Origin of the sequence: Acidipila sp. EB88 (assembly GCF_003858395.1) — a bacterium.
Lineage (GTDB): Bacteria > Acidobacteriota > Terriglobia > Terriglobales > Acidobacteriaceae > EB88.
On record NZ_QWEV01000005.1, the window covers coordinates 1,481,424 to 1,499,538 of the forward strand.

The 18,115-nt window shown below is 63.3% G+C and carries 6 protein-coding genes; 2 read left to right on the forward strand and 4 right to left on the reverse strand.

The annotated features are described in order from the left end of the window. Positions 1–88 precede the first annotated feature (88 nt). Positions 89–3,433, reverse strand: coding sequence for a glycoside hydrolase family 38 C-terminal domain-containing protein (locus D1Y84_RS06975; RefSeq protein ID WP_124847872.1), 3,345 nt, complete (start codon positions 3,431–3,433; stop codon positions 89–91). Positions 3,434–3,746: 313 nt separating this feature from the next. Between D1Y84_RS06975 and D1Y84_RS06980 the strand changes: the two genes are divergently transcribed. Continuing rightward, positions 3,747–6,344: a PAS domain-containing protein gene (locus D1Y84_RS06980; RefSeq protein WP_124847873.1), complete on the forward strand. Its 2,598-nt coding sequence runs from the start codon at positions 3,747–3,749 to the stop codon at positions 6,342–6,344. 446 nt (positions 6,345–6,790) lie between these two features. After that, a complete protein-coding gene (locus tag D1Y84_RS06985; protein ID WP_158615360.1) occupies positions 6,791–10,201 on the forward strand; it encodes a TonB-dependent receptor in 3,411 nt (1,136 codons plus the stop codon). A gap of 234 nt (positions 10,202–10,435) precedes the next feature. Here the strand turns inward: D1Y84_RS06985 and D1Y84_RS06990 are convergent, their stop codons facing one another. From D1Y84_RS06990 to D1Y84_RS07000, 3 genes are all read right to left on the reverse strand, one after another. Beyond that, positions 10,436–10,924 carry a response regulator gene (locus tag D1Y84_RS06990; RefSeq protein ID WP_124847875.1) on the reverse strand — a complete coding sequence of 163 codons (489 nt, stop codon included), beginning with the start codon at positions 10,922–10,924 and terminating at the stop codon, positions 10,436–10,438. Between the two features lie 147 nt (positions 10,925–11,071). Continuing rightward, positions 11,072–14,368, reverse strand: coding sequence for an alpha-L-rhamnosidase (locus tag D1Y84_RS06995; protein ID WP_124847876.1), 3,297 nt, complete (start codon positions 14,366–14,368; stop codon positions 11,072–11,074). A gap of 174 nt (positions 14,369–14,542) precedes the next feature. Then, complete coding sequence (locus tag D1Y84_RS07000) at positions 14,543–17,977, reverse strand: S41 family peptidase (RefSeq protein WP_233581218.1); 3,435 nt, start codon at positions 17,975–17,977, stop codon at positions 14,543–14,545. Positions 17,978–18,115: the final 138 nt, after the last annotated feature.

An 18,115-nucleotide genomic window follows, 5' to 3' on the forward strand; every position in this document is an offset into this window, starting at 1 on the left:
CGCGTGTACCATTCCTTTCCTCTCCAAAACAAAGTGGCCGCACCTGTCGCAGGGCGGCCGCTTTTGTCTTGCAGCAGAAGAGCCCTTCTTAGTGCGCGTACTCGACCTTGAGCGACAGGATCTCGTACGGGTGAATGGACACACTGGCAACGCCCGCGCTGACCGGCACCGCAGCGCCACTCTCGTTCTCCATCAGGTTGGTGATGGAAGCGCCAGTGGCACCGGGCGGCAGCGTCACATGCACCTGCGCAGCCTTGCCCGCGGACTCGTACATACGCACGATCAGCGCGTTGCTGTCCTCGGCCTTCTTGATCGCGGTGACGATCACGTCGGCTGAATCCACAGACGCGTAGCTATGCGTGGCTGCCATGCTGCCCGTGTGTGGCGCTACCTGCGTCGCCATCAACGGATAGTTCATGTTGTAGCCATGCTCGACCGTTGCCGCTTGCTTCCAGTCGCCTGCGTGCGGATACAGCGCATACGAGAAGTGCTGCATGCCCTGGTCTGCCTCAGCGTCCGGCGACGTGGGCGAACGCAGCAGCGTAAGCCGCAGAAGGTTGCCCACGCCGTCGTAGCCATACTTGGAGTTGTTCAGCAGGCTGAAGCCATGCTTCCCATCGCCTTCATCGGCCCAGCGTAACGCCGGCACCTCGAAGCGCGCTTTCTCGAAGCTGTTGTTACGCGTCGTGGGTCGCTCGATCGAGCCGTACGGAATTTCGTACGTCGCGTGATCGCTCGTAGCCGCCAGCGGGAACGCTGCCTTGAGCAGGATGTGCCGCTCGCGCCAGTCCACGTCCGTCGTCACCAGCGCGTGGTCCGCACCGGCATACAACGCGATCTCCTGCGTAAAGCTCGAGGCCTGCCACTTACGCTTCACACGAATCACCGCGCGCATAGGCGAGTGCTCTACGAGTTCCACCGAGTCCACGTTGTGGATCAGCGTCGGCGCCACATCGTAGGTGCCGGGGTCGATATTCCACGCATCGTAGTCCTTCGGCTTATCGGTGAACGCCTGCAACTCGTTGCCGCAGCCACCAGGCGCAAATGTTTCGAACTGCGCCTTCTTGTCAAACAGGCTCGTGATGCAGCCCGTCGCCTTGTCGACGCGCACACGCACCGCGTCGTTCTCGATCGTGAGCCCATCGGCTTTCATATCGCTTGCGAAGTCGCGCTTGCCGGGCACCACGTGCAGCACCGTGTATCCAAGCGAAGGCACTCCCTCGGCGCGTGCCAGCAACCGGAAGCCATTCGTCTTGGCATCACTGGCGATTATCTGCGACGGCACCACGTGTCCATCCGCATCGACAACAGACACGTCACTCGTCGCCTCGGGCATCTGCACATCCAGGCTGACGACCTCCGAGCGCTTCCAGGCGAGCGGGTTCCACACCAGCACCGGCACACCCTGCTTGCCGCGCGTATCCACCTGCGCATCCAGCGTCTTCAAAGAGGCCTCGGCGATCTCGCCTGTTTCCTGGCGGACCGTGTCGAACTCTTTTTGCGCATCGCGATAGATCACGCCAATACCCGAACCCGCGGCGAGGTCGTGGAAGTCATTGAACGTAATCTTCTTCCACGCATCGGTAAACGTGTCGGTGGGGTACGTACTGCCGCCAAGCCATGCCAGCGAAGCAAACTTCTCCGCGTCGAGGGTTTCGATCTCGCTGTTGCGCATGTTCTCTTTGTGCTTGGCCTGCGTGGTGTAAATCCCGCGGTGGTACTCCAGGTACAACTCGTCATTCCACGTCGGAATGTTGATCGCGCCAGCCGCAGGAGCAGCAGGATAGGTATAGCCGGCGCCCTGTCCAAGCGCAGCGTAGTTCCACGTTTTGGAGTCGGCGGCAATCATCGGGCGCACCTGCTTGAAGTAGCTGTCCGCCGTGCCAAACTCCATCTTCGGCGCGATAGCTTCTGGCTTTGCCCAATGCATGCCCTGGTCGAGCATGGCGCGCGTGGGTCCTCCACCATGGTCGCCCACACCATACAGGTCCAGCATGCTGGGCAGCCCTGGCGCCTGCTTGCGGGCCGTGGCAAAGTCCGTCGAAAGACGCAGCGGCTCCAGCGACTGGTTGCCATAGCCATGCGGGAAGTACGTCAGCACCTTGCTGCCATCGGGCGACTGCCACCAGAAGAGTTTGAACGGCAACTGGTTGGTGTCGTTCCACTCCATCTTCTGCGTCACAAATGTGTCGATGCCCGACTTCTTATAGATCTGCGGCAACTGCCAGTTATAGCCAAACGAATCCGGATTCCACCCGATATGCACGTCCACGCCGTACTGCTTCATATAGAAGCGCTTACCGATCAGGATCGAGCGCACCAGCGACTCGCCGTCCGGCAGGTTCAGGTCAGGCTCAACCCACATGCCGCCGACGATCTCCCAGCGGCCGGCCTTGATCTCCTGCTTGATCTGGTCGTTCAACTCAGGATACTTTTCCGCGATCCACTCGTTGTACTGTGCGGCTGACTGCGTGTAGGTGTACTGCGGGTACTCGTTGAGCAACTGCGCCGCGGTGCCGAAGGTGCGCCGCACCACGTCCACGGTCTCGGTCGCCGGCCACAGCCATGCTGCATCGATATGCGAGTTGCCAACCTCGTGGAACGTCGCCTGCTGCAGCATCGGGCGCAGCGCGGCAAGCGTCTGCGAAGCCGTACGCAGCGAAGCATCGAAACGATCCTGCCCCGCGCCTGTGACAGCGTCTGCCGATGCATCGAGCGCATGCACGTCGATCGCGCTGAGTGCCTTGTCCACTACCTTACGATCGGCAGCCGGATCCTTCGAAAGCGTCGGGATCAATGCGAGTGCCGACAACGCCTCGTCGCGCAGGTCGCCGGGGCTTGGCCTGTTCTCGGCGTACTCCACGTGCAGCCGCGCATTAACAAATTTCTTCGGCCCGTCCGTCTGCAGCAGCTTCACCGCCACAAGGATGCGTTCGCCCGGCTTGGCGTGGTCGAACAACACCACAGGTTCCAGGTCAGCGCCCAGCGCCACCCGCCGTCCGTTGAAGTAAACAATCTGCGTCACGTCGCGCTCGGCGTCTGCCTCGAAGCGGAACGAGATCACGGTGCCCGCCGGGCTGTACCCGTGCAGGCTCTTCGGTACCTCGATCCAGCGGCGATACCACACGGCACCCGCGGGCGCTTCGCTCCCGGGCTGCACCACCTGCCAGCCTGCGTCGTCCAGACTCGTCGACTCCGCGTGCGGCAGGTCACCCGCGTGATAATGCCACTCCTTCGCCTCAAACTTGTTCAGATCTCCAAGCCTGTCGATCACCGCGCGGTCCGCGACGGGCAGCGACTCTACCAGTTGCTGCAGTTGCTCGTGATGCTCCTGCGCCTGCAGACCCGGCCCGCTCAGCGTAGCGGCCCACAGCGCGGTGCATGCTGCGGCACGTGCGTTTGTGAAGCGTCGATTGCGTTTGGTTCTGTTCATACGTCGTTTCCTTTCCTGTTTCCGACCCGCGCCGGCATACAGCGCTCGTATCTGGCATTGCGGGCGATCAAACAAAGTGTAGCGTGCTAGCTCACGGCCCGGCAGGCCCTGGCGCAAGGCCGCACTGCCTTCTTGGCACAATTGAACCCCATCATTCCAGACGTCCCGAGACGATCGCTTCCGTCGGCCGCACCCTCACCTGCGCGGGAGTGTGCGCGCCTGTGCGCGACGTCGTGCCGTTTGCACCCACCCTGACGCGCACGCACGCCGGTACTCTTGCACACTGCTGCGGCTGCCCCTCAAGCTAGGGGCAATGAACGGCGACCCCACCTCTCTGCCAGTCCCCGCAGCGCAGTCGTTATTAGCGCCCGGGCAGGCGGAGATCCTTGACGCATCGTCTGATGCCATCGCCACGCTCGACCGCGCATGGAACCTGCGCTACCTGAACCGGCGCGCGCGCGAACTCGTAAGTGCCAGCGGCGACGTGCTCGGCAAAAATCACTGGGAGAGTTTCCCCGACTCCCTGTTCCCCGGCTCTCCATGGGTCGAGCACTACCATCGCGCCATGGATCAGGGGGTACCCTCCGGCTTCGAAGCGTTCTATCCCGCGCCGCTCAACATGTGGCTCGCAATCCAGGCCATGCCCTCGGCCGATGGCATCATCATCTTCTTCCGCGACATCACCGGGCAGAAACACCTGCAGCAGGAGCGTGACGCCACCGCTGCCCGCCTCAACCAGGTGCTTGCGGTCACCACCGACTGTGTCGCCTACATCGACCGCCAGTGGCGCATCACCTATCTCAACGAGCGTGCCAGGCAGATGCTCGTGCCCAGTGGCGATGTGCTCGGGAAAAATCACTGGGAAAGTTTTCCCGCTGCCGTCTTCGCCGGCTCGCCCTTTGTGGAGCATTACCACCGCGCCATGGACCAGAAGCTGCCCGGTCTCTTCGAAGCCTTTTACCCCGCGCCTCTCAACGTGTGGCTCCGCACCGAGGTCCAGCCGGCCGAGGACGGCATCGTCGTGTTTTTCCGCGATGTCAGCGTGCAGCATGCCGAGGCGGAGGAGCGCGCGCTGCTCACCGAGCGACTCCAGATGGCGCTGCATGCTGCCAACAACCTGGGCAGCTGGGACTGGGACATGCCCAACCAACGGCTCTATGCCGATGAGGGCCTGGCTTTCGCTTTTGGCGTCGATCCCGCGGAGGCCAGCAGCGGCACTTCGCTTGAAGCGTTTACCCGCAACATGCACCCGGAAGACCTGCCTCTGGTCATGAAGAAGCTTCGCAATGCCACGCGTACCGGCGAGGAGTATTCGGTCGAGTACAGGCTGCGCCGTGCCGATGGAACCTGGCGCTCGGTGCAGGCGCAGGGCCGCTGCACGCTCTCACCTGACGGTGGACCGGTCCGATTCCTCGGCATCGTCTTAGATATCACCAGTCGCAAGGAGTCGGAAGAGACACTGACCCGCCGGGAAGAGCAGCTGCAACTCGCCATGGAATCTGCCGAGCTCGGCATGTGGTCCTTTGATACCGAGCAGGGCGTTCTGATCGCCGATGCCACCACGCAGCGCATCCTTAATGCTCCCGTGCGGCAGGGCACCATCGACTACTGGCTGCAGTTCATCCATCCCGAAGACGCCGACCGCGCCGCCATCCACTTCGACGAAGCGCTCGCCGGTATACGTCCGTACCAGCTCGAATACCGCATCGTGCGCGCCGACGGCATTCGCTGGATCCGATCCAAGGGGCGCGTCGTGGGCCAGCCCGGCTCCGCCCGTCGCATCCTCGCCATCGTTGAAGATGTCACTGAGCAGAAGCAGAAGGATGAAGCACTACGCAACAGCAGCGAGCGTTTGCGGCTCGCGCAGCAGCACAGCAAGATCGCATCGTGGGAGTGGGATGTTGCCGCGGAAAGCTTCCTGTGGAGCGAAGGCAGTGCCATCATCTATGGCCGCCCACCCGAGGAACTTACCTGCCTCTCACAACTTGCAGGCTATGTACACGAGGAGGATCGCGAAGCCGTTACAGCCGCTCTCGACGCGACACTGCAGGGCACGGGCGAGTTCCAGGCGGAGTTTCGCGTCTGCTGGCCCGACAACTCCGTGCATTGGATCCACGCGCACGCCAGGGCCATTCTCTCTCCGGGGAGAATGCCCAATCGCCTGATCGGCATCAGCATGGATGTGACCGAGCGCAAGCTTTCGGAAGCAGCCCTGCTGCAAAGCGAAAAGCTCGCCGCAGTGGGCAGGCTCGCGTCCTCCATCGCTCACGAGATCAACAATCCACTCGAGTCGGTCACCAACCTGCTGTACCTATTGCGCACCATGACGAACGATGTGCAGCGCGAGTATGTAGAGATCGCCGAGCGCGAACTTAGGCGCGTCTCGGTCATCACCAACCAGACACTCCGCTTTCACAAGCAGTCCACCAATCCGTCGACCGCCAGCTGCTCCGAACTCATTGACAGCGCGCTCTCCGTCTACCAGGGCAAGCTCGTGAATTCCAACATAGCCGTGGAGCAGCGCAAGCGCCCGGACTTCCCTATCCTCTGCATGGACGGCGAAATCCGCCAGGTGCTCAGCAATCTCATCGGCAACGCCATCGACGCCATGCATCCGTTGGGTGGCCGCCTGCTGTTACGCAGCCGCAAGGCCACCGACTGGCGCACCGGGAGGCAGGGGATGCGCATCGTCGTCGCCGACACCGGCCCGGGTATGTCCGCCAGCACGGCAGAGCGCGTTTTCGAAGCCTTCTACACCACCAAGGGCATCGGCGGCACCGGGCTCGGGCTGTGGATCTCGAAAGAGATTATCGACCGGCACCGCGGACGGCTCATGGTCCGCACCTCACAGCAGCCACTCCGCAACGGCACGATCTTTGCCCTGTTCCTGCCGTTTGCGCCGCCCCATTGATCTGGCCGCGTGGAGCTCTCGCTTTCATCGCTCCACTGACCTTGCTCTTCTGCTGAATGCCAGCATGGCAAAAACGATGCGCACCTCTGCATACGTTGCAGATGCAGCGGGTCGCTAGTATCCGCTGCACTTATCTAAGTGAGCCCCGTAATGCGATGTGGTTCGTTTCACCTCTTGTATCCAATCATGCTCTTATCTGCGGCCGAAGCCGCCTAAGTCCATTTCATCGAAGCGCCTTAGGGCAGACTGCTGCGGAGCGCAGTCTACGCGGCAAACAACGTGGTTTGCAAGTGCTCCATGGACAGCGACGCTGCTCACACACCAACACCACTGCACAGCCAGAGCGACTTATAACTCATTTGCCATACGTTCAAGGCTGGATGTACTCTCCGGCTCGCGATAGTAAACCCCAGCACTCAGGGGTGAACCCGCACCGAGGACATCCGATGAGTCACAAAAGCAGGATTGCAGTCTTTTCCGAGGCAGTGGAGCGACGTGTTTGTTTTGGCATGGGCGTGGCTCTGGTCGCAGGGTCGCTGTTGCTTTCCACCTCTCCCGTCGCGCTGGCACAGGCAACCACCGGGGATGTGACCGGCACAGTCACGGACAACACCGGCGCTACCATTCCCAATGCCACCGTCACGCTCACCAACCTTGGCACCAACGAAAAGCGCACCGCGCAAACCGGACCCTCCGGCGACTACACCTTTTCCCAGCTGGGCCCAGGCACTTACTCGCTCCAGGTAGCGGAGTCCGGCTTTAACACGCTGATGATCCCCTCGGTCAACGTGGCCGTCGGCGACCGCGCGCGTGAAGACGCCAAGCTGCAGATCGGCTCGGAAGCGACCACCGTGCAGGTGACCGGGCAGACGCCGGCGCTGCAGGCCGATAACTCCGTGCTCAGCACCCTGGTGACGCAGCAGCAGGTGCAGGATCTCCCACTCAACGGGCGTAACTTCATCAACCTCGCGCAAATTGTGCCCGGCGCGAACGAAGGCCCGGGCAACGGCCTCACCAGCGGCGCGCGTCCCGATGACCGCCGCCAGACCTCGTCTGTTTCCGCCAACGGCCAGTCCGAAATTCTCAACGATGAACTGGTGGATGGACTGGACAACAATGACCGCATCATCGGCACCATCGGCATCCGGCCTTCGATCGAATCCATCCGCGAAATCAATATCCAGACCAACACCTACACCGCAGAGGCAGGGCGCACCGCCGGCGCCGTGATCAATGTCATCACCAAGTCCGGCAGCAACACCCTGCATGGTTCCGCGTTTGAGTTCTTCCGCAACGACGTGCTCGACGCGTATCCCTTCCAGTTCGGCGCGCACCTGCCCAAGCCCAAGCTGCGGCAGAACCAGTTCGGCGCTTCCATTGGCGGACCGATTCTCAAAGACAAGCTCTTCTTCTTCGGTGACTACGAAGGTCTGCGCCAGATCCGCGGCACCAATCCCACCGTCAGCCAGGTGCCGACTGCGGCAGAGTACAACGCGCTCCACAGCGGCGATGCCGCGCAGATCCTCGCGCTCGCCCACGGCGGCGACACAACGGGACCCAACGCTGCCAATGGCGGCGTTGATCCCGTCGGTTTGGATTACGCGCTGCTCTACCCGCAATCCAACTCGGCCACCGGCGGCGTGCCCGGCGTTTCCGATGCGTACGTCTCCTCGCCGACCACCTCTCTCACCTCTGACACTGCGGACGGCCGCGTCGACTACCAGTACAGCGCCAAGGACCTGATCTTCGGCCGCTACACCTACAACCGCGTACCCTCCACCAACCCCGGGCTGCTGCCCAACCAGACCGTGGCTGGCGTCAACGTTGCCCCTGGCGGCGCAATCTTCAACTTTTATGGCACCGCCAAGGACGATGCGCAGAACGCGCAGATTAACTACGTGCACACCTTCAACGCAAGCGTGCTGCTCCAGCTCGGCTTCGGCTATACACGGATCAACAACCAGTCGGTGCCTCTCAACTACGGCACCGCGGTGAATACGGCGTTCGGCCAGCCCGGCATCAACATCGACCAGTCCACCTCCGGTCTTGCGCCCACCAGCGTCAGCGGCTTTGCCGATCTCGGCGACGGCGCCTTTATCCCGATCGTGGATATCAACAACACCTTTCAGGAGAACGGCTCGGTCACCATCAATCGTGGTGCGCATAGTTATAAATTTGGCGCGAATCTCATCCGTCGCCAGGCCACCAACGCGCAGAACAACTACGGCAACGGAGACTACACCTTCAATCCATTGCAGGGCGACGTGAACGGGCTTGCAGCGCTGCTGCAGGGCAACTTCCAGAGCGTGCAGCGCTCCACCAGCATCATTCCGCCGCACTGGCGCACGTGGGAGCCCGGCGCCTTTGCGCAGGATGACTGGCACGTCAACTCCAAGCTCACGCTCAACATCGGCGTGCGCTACGACGTGTTCACGCCCTTTACCGAGGTACACAACGCGCTCTCCAACTTCGATCCCGCCACCGGCACCATCATCCTCGCCAACGTGAATGGCACAAACCAGTACGCGGGCCTCAACCCCACCTGGACCAACATCGCGCCGCGCATCGGCTTCGCCCTGACCCCGGCTCCCGGCTTTGTTCTCCGCGGCGGCTACGGCATGTCCTACTTCCCGGAAAACTACACGTCCAACTCGTCACTCAAGGCGCAGCCGTTCGTATCCAACTACAACTGCAACAACGGCGCCTGCCCGGTCAACCCGGCTACCGGCGTCGCGCCTACCCGCTTCTTCCAGGGTGTGCCGCTGCCGGTTGCAGAGAGCGCGACTAATCCCACCGGCAACATCAACGACGTGGTGGATCCGGGCTTCCGCACCTCCTACGCCGAGCAGTTCAACCTCACGGTGGAAAAGTCCTTCGGCGCCAACGTCTTCCAGGCCAGCTATGTCGGCGTGCTGGGCCGGCATCTCGCGCAGATCTCCAATGACCGCAACGCGCCTGCGCTGGTGTCAAACTCCACGTTGAACACGCTGGCCGCGCAGCAGGGCTCCACGCCTGCCGCGGTATACAACACGCTGCGTCCCTTCTACGCCCAGCTGCCCGGCGTACAGAACATCGGGCAGTACCAGAGCGGTGGATCGTCCTCCTACAACGCACTTCAGCTCCAGCTCACGCGACGCACCACCGCGGGCCTGACCGTGGGTGCCAACTACACCTATGCGCATGCCCTCGACAACGTGCTTGGCTTCTCCAACGAAGTCAATGACGGTTACGGTGCTATCCCTTCCCAGCTCAGCAGTGTTGAGTACGGCAACAGCGATCTCGACATCCGCCAGCGCGGAGTGGTCACCGCCAACTACCAGCTGCCCTTTGGCAAGAACCTGCACGGCATCGCCGCTGCCGCAGGCAAAGGCTGGCAGGCTAATACGCTGCTCGCATGGTCAACGGGACAGCCCTTTACCGTGATCACCTCGCAGGGCATATCCGGCACCTCCAATGCCGCAACCGCGGGTCGTCCCAACATGCTGCGTGGCGCAAAGGTCGACAACCCGAGCATCGAACGTTTCTTCGATGCGACCGCTTTCGCACCGCAACTCTCCGGCACGCTTGGCTCTGAGCAGCGCAACCCGCTGCACGGCCCTGATTACCGCCATGTTGACTTCTCGCTCTTCAAGTCCTTCCCGGTTGTGCACGAGTCCACGATCGAGTTCCGAGCCGAGTGCTTCAACATCACCAACGTCACGAACTTTGCCAACCCCAACGACACGATCCAGGTCACGCCTTCCGCTGCCAACCCGGATGTCTACACCGTGACTCCCAATAACATCGGCACCATCACCGGCACCTCCGCCAACTACAACCCGCGGCAGATTCAGTTCGCGCTTAAGTACGAGTTCTAGCCAGCACAGAAGCAATGCAAGAGGCCCGGCGATAAAGCCGGGCCTTTTGCTGTCTCGATGCGCAACCGGCCTGCCTGTGACCAGTCCGCATGACGCTTCCAGACAGGTCGAATTTGCAACTACGCTCGTTGCCTACGCGATCAGCCCATGCCGTCTGCTGGCGCTGGCAGCAACAAACTCAACCATTGGCAGCCCGGAGAGAACCGTGCGCCTCACAAGAAGCTGGAGGCTTCGCTACGGCCTGGCCTGGGAGAGCCCCCCAAGCACAATGCCGGCTGGGCCCTTGCTACCCTCGCCGGAGGCCGCAGGCGGCGCAATCTCAGCTTGGGGCCTTGTGGGTCGCACCGGGGGACTCTGCAACAGGCGCGCCAGCATCGCAAACAACTCCGGCGGCCGGTACGCTCCCTTTAAAAAGCACGCATCTGCCAGCAACGAAAGCATCTCCGGTCCGTCGGCGATGCGTGGGTCGCCCGAGACCACCACCACCGGGATTGCGGGGTATTCGCGACGAAGTGCCGGCAACAGCTCACCGCCCGCCGGCATGGGGATATGCAGGTCAGAGATAATCAGGTCCGGCAAATGGCTTTCCAGGATGGCCATGGCCTGCTGGCCGCCCTCGGCGCAAACCACTTCGTAGCCCTGGCTTTCGAGCAAGAGCTTGCCAATCATGCGCAGTGTAGGGTCGTCGTCGATGAACAGGATCGTGGACTTCGGGTTCTGCATAGGCTCCTGCTGTCACTTTTCGCGCTGCGTCTGCGAAGGACAACACTCTCATTTTCGCCGGAACAGCCCGGCGCCGGGTGAATGGATCCTGTCCCGGTCGCCCCTCGGTAACTACACTTTCCATCGCGCGGAAAAACACCCGTCGCCTTACTGCACCACGCGGCCACCCGCTGCCGCGGCAAACTCCCACACGCCGGACCCGACCGTGTCCTGCCGCAACCCGTCCACCCGCTGCAGGTTCACATGTTTGCCATTGCGTTCCAGCGCGCCGCTCGCTTCTTCCGGTAGGCGCACTGTCGCCGTCGTGTTCGGCGGCACCACCACGCGCAGTCGGAAACCCTCCGCGCCCAGGCTCCAGTCCGTGGTGATCGCGCCATACACCGACTGGTACGTGGCCCGGAGTTGCGGCAGGTGCGCATCCGGGTGCGGGCTGACCAAGATGTGGTGAAACGCCGGGTCCTTCGGGTCCACGTCAATTCCCGCTGCCCTGCGGTACACCCACGCCATCACCGAGCCGAACGAGTAGTGGTTGTACGAGTTCATCGATGGGTCACCCGTGTCGCCGTTCCAGCGCTCCCACCACGTGGTCGCTCCCTTGCTCACCATGTAGCCCCACGACGGGTAGGTCGTGCTCAGCAACAGTGTGTACGCCACGTCCGTGCGGCCGCCTTCATCCAGCACCGTCATCAGGAAAGGCGTTCCCAGGAAGCCTGTTGTCAGGTGGTTATCGTGCGCGGCGATGTTGGCCGCCAGCCGGTTCACCATCCCCTTGCGCATAGCCTCCGGCGCCAGCCCCGCGTACACCGTCAGCACATACCCGGTCTGCGTGTCGCCTGCCACCGTGCCGTCACTGTGCACATACGCAGCCTGGTAGGCCTTGCGGATCTGCAGGTACAGCCGCGCGTATTTTGCCGCATCCGCAGGCCGACCGATCGCCGTGGCCATCTGCTGCATCTGCTGCGCAACGATCGCCCAGTACGCCGTCCCTACCAGGTCACCCGGCGTGTGTGGATCGGGTGCCAGCCAGTCGGCGTAGTTCGGCCCCAGCTTGTTCTTGCGCACGAAGTCCGGGTTGCTGGCAAGGATGAAATCCATCCACCGCTCCATCGCCGGCCACGAGCGCTTCACAAGCGAGGCATTGCCATACTGCAGCCACGTGGCATAGGGCACCAGCACGCCCGCATCGCCCCAGCCCGGCGCGCCTGTGTGCTCCACGCCCTGCAACAGGTCCGGCGAAATGTTCGCAAACGCCCCGTTCGGATCCTGCGCATCGATCACGTCCTGCATGTACTTGTTCGAGAACGCGTCCGTGTCGAAGTTATACGCACCGGTCCGCCAGAACACGCCCGCATCGCCCATCCAGCCCATCCGCTCGTCCCTCTGCGGGCAGTCCGTCGGGATCGACACAAAGTTTCCACGCTGCCCCCACAGCCCCAACTGGTCCATCCGGTTCAACAGGTCGCTCGCCGAGGAGAACTCCATCGCAGGCTTTGCCGGCAGGCTGTTCCATACCTGGCCCTCGAGCGTCTCGAGGCTGGGTGCGCCCGGCAGCCCTGAAACCTCCACGTAGCGAAAGCCGTGAAAGGTGAAACGAGGCGTCCAGAGCTCTTGGCCGTCACCCGACAGGATGTAGGTATCGGTGGCATCGGCATCGCGCAGGTTCTCCGTGTACACGGTACCGTCGGGGTTCAGCCGCTCGGCAAAGCGCAGCCGCACCGTCGTACCGCGCGGACCCTGCACCCTCAACTGCACCGCGCCCACCATGTTCTGCCCCATGTCGAACACCGTATCTGTCACAGCGTCTGTGCCCTTACCCGCCATCACCTGCGTCATGCCTGTGGGCGTCACCGTAAGCTGCCTGCGAATCAGCAGGTCCGGTTGCGCACTGACCGTGATCGCCGCGGCAGCAGGGTCGGCCACCGCGTTGCTCCACTGCCTTGCATCCTGCTCGTTTGCGCCGCTTCCGCCCGGCGTGTCCCAGCCTGGGAGCGCCCGTCTCGCATCGTACGTCTCGCCGCCGTAAATCTCCGCCGCGAGTACCGGCGCAGGTGCCGCATGCCAGTCCGGGCCGCTCACCACGACCTGCCGCGTGCCGTCCGCATACTGCAGCTCCAGCTGCGCGCGCAAACGGTCGGCCCCGGGGAACAGCCGCGTGCCCGACCATAGCAGCGGGCTGCCATGCCAACCGGCTCCAAGCTCCGCGCCCAGAACGTTCGCCCCGCTCTGCACCAGCCGGGTCACGTCATACGTCTGGTACAGCACGCGCTTGCGAAAATCCGTAAAGCCCGGCGTCAGCACGGCGTCACTCACCGGCTGCCCATTCACCGTGGCCCGGTAGCTGCCCAGCGCCGTGATGTACAGGCGCGCCTGCGCCACAGCGCCATGCGTTGTGAAATCCGTCCGCAGCAAGGAAGCACTCGACACGATCCGATCGGGCGTCGGCGCTGGCGAAGAGCGATCCGTACCTACGCCGAAATGTTGCTCCGCCAGCGGGCCTACGACCTTGACCGCCTGCCACGGCCCCATCACCGGCTTCTGCTCCGGCCCGGGCGCAGCGGCCTGCGCGGACTTTTCCATCGGCACCACCGTACGCGCTTCCCAACGCTCGCCCCCGGTCACCAGCCAGCGATCTGCATCCGCCCCGCTGCCACCCACCTGCACCGCCGCGGCCATCGCCATGCGCACGGTCGTGCCCGGGTCGCCGCCCGGCGCCGCCACCTTGACCACGATGTGGTTATCACCCACGTGCAGCCGGTCGCCAATCTCCTCCTGGTCGAACGAGCCCCACGCTTCCTTGTGACCGGTCCGCACCCCATTCACGGTAGCCGCGAAATCGCCGCCCGATAACACGTGGAGGCTCGCCTCCTGCGGCAGCCGATCGATATGCAGGGTCGTGCGAAACTCAGCAACCGTGCCCGGCGCTACGTGCTCCACGTCGCCGCCCTTCAGCCACAGCCACTGCATCTGTTGCATTGCCTTTGCCTGGCGCGGGTCTTCCCGCCTGATCCACTGTGCCTGCCAGTCCGCGGGGGAAAGCAGCCCCATCTCCCACACCGCCGGCTCTGTCGCCATCGCCGAGTGTCCCTGCGCGTCCCACACGCGCACCTGCCAGTAGCAGCGCTCGCGCGAGCGCAGGACTGGTCCCCCGTATGCGATATCCACGGAGCGCGCACCCACGCGGCGTCCACTGTCCCACACATCGGCCTGTCCCGCACGCAGCTTCTCTGGCGTGCTGGCAACCAGCACCTCGTACGCTGCCTGCTTCCAGTTGCGCGCGGTCGCATCGCTCTGCCACGACAACGCAGGCTGTGCCGTATCAATCCCCAGCGGGTCCTTCAACCCGTTCACCGTGAGGTGCACAGGCTGTGCTTCCCCATGGGCAGCCAGCAACGCGGGTGCAGCAGCAAAAGCGAACAACGTGAATGCGCGGAACAATCTCGACATGCCGCTACTCTAATCGCCTGCCGGCTCATTGGGAATCGCGCATGCTCGCCGCGCCACGACCAACAGCGCACGCGCCGTCACGGTCAACCACCGCGCGGGGCCGCCAGCGGAGCGCAAACACCCGCAAGGACCGCACGAAGCCGCGGCCCTTTGCGCCCATCTGCACCAACCGGCTTAGTGCCCGCTGCCCACATCGTCATGCAGGTGATAGTTCGGGTACGGCGGCACCGGTGGCTCGCTCACCGGATGCTCCTTCAACTGCTGCACCACCACAGCGACCGCGCGCTCCAGTTGCATGTCGTGCCCCGCAGCCTCGTCCTTCGGCAGGTCCTCGACCTCCACGTCCGGCGCAATGCCGTGGCCCTCTACCTCCCACGCGCCGTTGAGCCCGTAGATCGCGTACCGGGGCGCCGTGACGCTGCCCCCATCCAGCAGCGTCGGGTAGCCGCCAATGCCCACCAGGCCGCCCCATGTATTGGTCCCGACCAGCGTGCCCAGGTTGGCCTTGCGGAAGTACCAAGGCATCGCATCGCCGCCCGAGCCCGCCGACTGGTTGATGATCATCGCCTTGGGCCCAAAGATCGCGCCCACCGGGTCCTGCATCGGCTTGCCGTCGCGCTCGATCGCGCCGCTCATCCTCACGCGGCGCAGCACGTCCGTCACGTAGTCCGCGATCAGTCCGCCCTCGTTGTACCGTTCGTCCAGCACCACTGCCTGCTTGTCGAGCTGTGCGTAAAAGTAACGGTTAAAGTTGCTATAGCCCGCGCCCGCCGTGTTCGGCATGTAGATGTACGCCACCTTGCCGCCCGACAGCTCACCTGCCTTGCGGCGGTTGCTCTCGATCCAGTCCAGGTTGCGCAACCCGTGGTCTGAGGCCGTCGGCACCACCGTGACATCGCGTCCATCGCTGCCATCGCGCTTCCTGCTCACGCGCAGCACCGTCTGCTTTTCCGCCGTGCCGTCGAAGAAGCTCTCAAGGTTATCCTCCGCGTGCAGCTCGCGGCCGTTCACCGCCAGCAGGTACTCTCCTTCTTCCACCTGCACACCCGGCACCGTCAGCGGTGCACGCAATCCCGGCGTCCAGTTCTGCCCGTTGTAGATTTTGGCGAACTTATACCGGTCGCCGTCCACCGCGTAGTCCGCACCCAGCAGGCCCGGCTTGGGCGCGTCTTCCGGCGCATGCGGCGGCCGCACAAACATGTGCCCGATCTCGATCTCGCCCAGCATTTCATTCGAAAGGTAGGTAAACTCCGCACGCGAGGCTACGTTGTCCAGGTACGGCTGGTACTTGGCTTCGATCTTTGCGAGGTCCAGCCCATGCAGGTGCGCGTCGTAGAAGAAGTCGCGCTCAATGTGCCATGTCTCGCGATACATCTGCCGCCACTCCGCACGCGGGTCCACCACCGCCACCATGCCGCCGTTGTTCACCGGCTTGCCCGGTGCCGCATCCGGCGAGCCCGGCTTCAGGTCGCCTGCCGGCACGATCCACCAGTTTTCGCCGCGCCCGTACAGCACTTTGTCGCCGTCAAACGTCACCTCGAAGGCGTCCAGGCCGCCCAGCATCTCCTCGGTGAGCCGCTTCTCGGTGGTAAATCGCCAGAGCGAGCGAATCGGCGTGCCTCCGTTCTCCGAAGCGCGCCCCACCGGCCCACCCTCCGCCAGGTACAGCACACCGGTCTTGCCCACCCACAACCCGCCGTAGTTCCGCGGCGGAATCGGCAACGCCAGGATGCGGTTGCCGATCCCCGCGAGATCAATCACGGTCGGCTCGGTCTTCTTGGCTTTGTCGTCCTTCTTCTCGCCAGCCTTGTCCTTGTCTCCGGCCTTGTCGTCTGCCTTGTCAGTGCTCTTATCCCCGGCCTTCGCGTCCTTTCCGTCATCTCCTTTTGAAGAGTCTTTGTCGGCGTCTGCTTTCTTCTTGTCGTCCTTGCCTTCCTCATCGCTCTCAGGCGGCACCGGCGATGCACCATCCTTGCCAAGCACCACCACGTACACGCCGCTGTTGGTCGCCTGGTCCAGCGACGACAGGTCAATGCCCGCATTTGAAGGGCCGCTGTTGGTCGATGCCTGGAAGTACAGCCACTTCCCGTTCGGATCAAACACCGGCGACGCCGCATTGCTCATCCCATCGGTGATCTGCGTCGCCTGGTGCGTTGTCATGGAGTAGAAAAACACTGCATGCTGCTCGTTCTCGAGGTCGCGCGTGTATGCAATCCAGTTCGAGTCCGGCGACCACGTGATCTCAAAGCTCGTACCAAAACTTCCCCGCAGTCCCTGGTCGATCTTGACCGGCTTGCCGCCCGTTGCGTCCACCACCCAAAGCACCATGTGCTTGTCGTAGAACGCGATGTGCTTGGAGTCCGGCGACCAGTGCGGGCTGTAGTAGAACGAGGCCCCCGGTCCCAGGTCGATCACTTTCGCCGGCGCCAGCCCGCTCTGCTCCTGGATCATCAGCTGGTACTCGCCCGAAGCATCCGAGAAGTACGCGATCGACTTGCCGTCCGGCGACCACGCCGGGTCCCGCTCCGCTGAGCCCGGCGCATGCGTCAGGTCGCGCGTGTCACCCTTCTCCGCAGGCACCGTGAAGATCTCGCCATGCGCTTCCACCGCTACGCGCATGCCGGTCGGCGACAGGGACACGTTCTGCACTTCGCCCACCGCGATCTTCTGCAGCGCGGGCTCAAGCGCCGGCAGGTCGCCGCGCACCATCACCGGCACCACATGCTCCTGCTTGCTTGTGAGGTCGTACAGGTGCAGCGAGCCGAATTGCTCGTACACCAGCGCGCCGGGCCCCGCGCTCAGCGTCTTCAGGTCGAAGCCCTTGTTCTCGACCACCTGCTCCACGGCCTTGTCCGCAGTGTCATACCGGAACAGCGACACCGGGCCATTGCGGTCCGACAGGAAGTACACCGAGCTCCCTTCCCACACCGGGTGCGAGTCATTGGAATGCTCCCTCGGTATCTTCACCAGGTCCAGCGTCTGCAAGTTCACGAGCCACACCGGCGTGGTCTGCCCCCCGCGATAATGCTTCCACGCTGCCTGCCACTGCGCGACTGGCACATACGCCAGCGTGTTGCCGTCCGGCGAGTAGCTGCCGTGGTCCGCGCTCGGCAGCGGCAACGCCACGGGCGATCCCGTGCCATCCGCGTGCATACGAAACAGCTTTGGAAAATCTGAGTAACTCGTGCGCGCCGAGGCAAACAAAACATCCTTGCCACTCGGCGTCCAGCCCACGGCTTCGTTGCCCATGGCGTTCCAGGTCAACCGCCGCGGCACTCCGCCCGATGCGCCTACCAAGTACACGTCTTCGAGCCCATGCTCTCTGGTCGAGTACACGATCTCCGAGCCATCCGGCGAGAAAAACGGGCCTGCATCCACGGCGTTAACCGAGGTCAGCCGCCGCGCCTCACCGCCTTCCTTCGCCACCAGCCAGATGTCATTGCCATATAGAAACGCGATCTGCGTCTGGCTCAGCGAAGGATTCCGCAGCAACAGCGGCGCGGCCGCCGCCACGGCGCAGGACCAACCTCCGAGCATCCCGAGTGACAAAACGCCTAGTCCAAACACACCGCCCCTGCACAACCGCCTGCCTGCCATTCGTCCCATCATGCGTTTATCCTTAGCTCCTGAAATCGCCTACAAAACCAGCCACCGAAGCACCGCCGCCTGCAGTCTCGCAACCACCCACAATGGCCGCGCAGAACTGCGAATCACCCTAGCACGAGGCCAGAGGACGCAGCGGCCAAT